This window comes from Thomasclavelia sp. (assembly GCF_017889095.1).
GTDB lineage: Bacteria > Bacillota_I > Bacilli_A > Erysipelotrichales > Coprobacillaceae > Thomasclavelia.
The window spans coordinates 1-1,340 of record NZ_JAGHEW010000399.1 but is presented as its reverse complement, the minus strand read 5'-3'; the positions used below and the strand labels follow the sequence as shown (position 1 = coordinate 1,340).

The 1,340-nt window shown below is 25.1% G+C and carries 1 protein-coding gene; it reads right to left on the bottom strand.

The features are described 5' to 3' along the window. Positions 1–1,340: hypothetical protein (locus J7M77_RS16685; protein ID WP_296880616.1), on the bottom strand; the 1,340-nt coding region annotated here is incomplete at both ends.

The following is a 1,340-nucleotide window of genomic DNA, read 5'->3' as shown; positions in this document are numbered from 1 at the left end:
GGTTAAAACAAATGGTTCTTCTAGTTTGTAATTATAATATTTACCTGTATTCTTTATATATACTATATCTTCATTACTAATTAAATACATTGATAAATCACCATCTTTAAAATCTTCAGGAACCATTAATGTATTATTCTTAAAATCATTCAAATCCAACTTATTACCATCAAGATCATAAATATCATCATAATCACTTAAATAATTATCATTTACTCTAATAAAAGGATATGGATAAACATCTTCTTCACTAGTATCTTCTTCCTCTAATAACCGATAATTACCATAATAAGAACTAAAATTACTATAATAAGCCTGATCATAATAATCATTATATATCTCCCTGCTTTCATCAGGAATATATTCTAATGAATACATATTTGCAATTTTATCTTTCATATCTTTGACAGCCCAGTAATTACTTATATACGGTTTAACATTATCAATACTCTGCATTATTGGAGTAATTAAAATAACTGTAACTATTACTCTAATAATAGCCTGAATATAAAATAATTTATTAAAAGACTGATTTGTATTTAAATATTTAATTGAACTAACAGCTTTTATAAATATTCCTATTAATAACCACACCAATAATAATACCAATACAAACAAACCAGTAAATCCAATAATATCAAACATAAATGCAGCTTTACTAGCACTATTTTCCTTACAAAGCACCAAAAAAGTAATCGCACAAACAACAATAAAATCAACAACTAAAAAAACAAATAACCCACCAAATTCCTTTAATTCAATTCTAAAAGCTGATATTCCCATCATTCTTTGAATCATATAAGCTCTTTGTTTTTTTATCACAATAATAGCCATAATTACCGCAAATAAGAAAATACCTATTTGTAGTAACTCTTTTACCTGATTACTGACAACTTCATGATCTTCGTATGTTATTGCTTTACTCATTCCCTCAGTATTATCGGTCAAATTATAACGTTCGCTAATCCACTCACTAAATTCATTAAAAGTTGCTTCCTTACAAACTATTCTAAAATAAATCAACCCAGTACCATCATAACTGCCCAAACTCTTAAAACGATGAATTTCTAAATTACGATCAAAAAAACCATTATCCAATATTCTTATTTTACCACTACTATTATTATCATCTTCACTACTATAATATTTATTACTTAGCTTACTAAAATCAATAATATCTTTGGTTTCTATATCATAAACATCCAAAACATCCTTATCACTACTAAAAATATAATTATCAAAAATAGTATATAAACAAGCATCATCTTTATAACTATCACTAATAAAATAACTTATTTTATGATTATTACCAAAATCAACCAAATCATTTATCAATGATT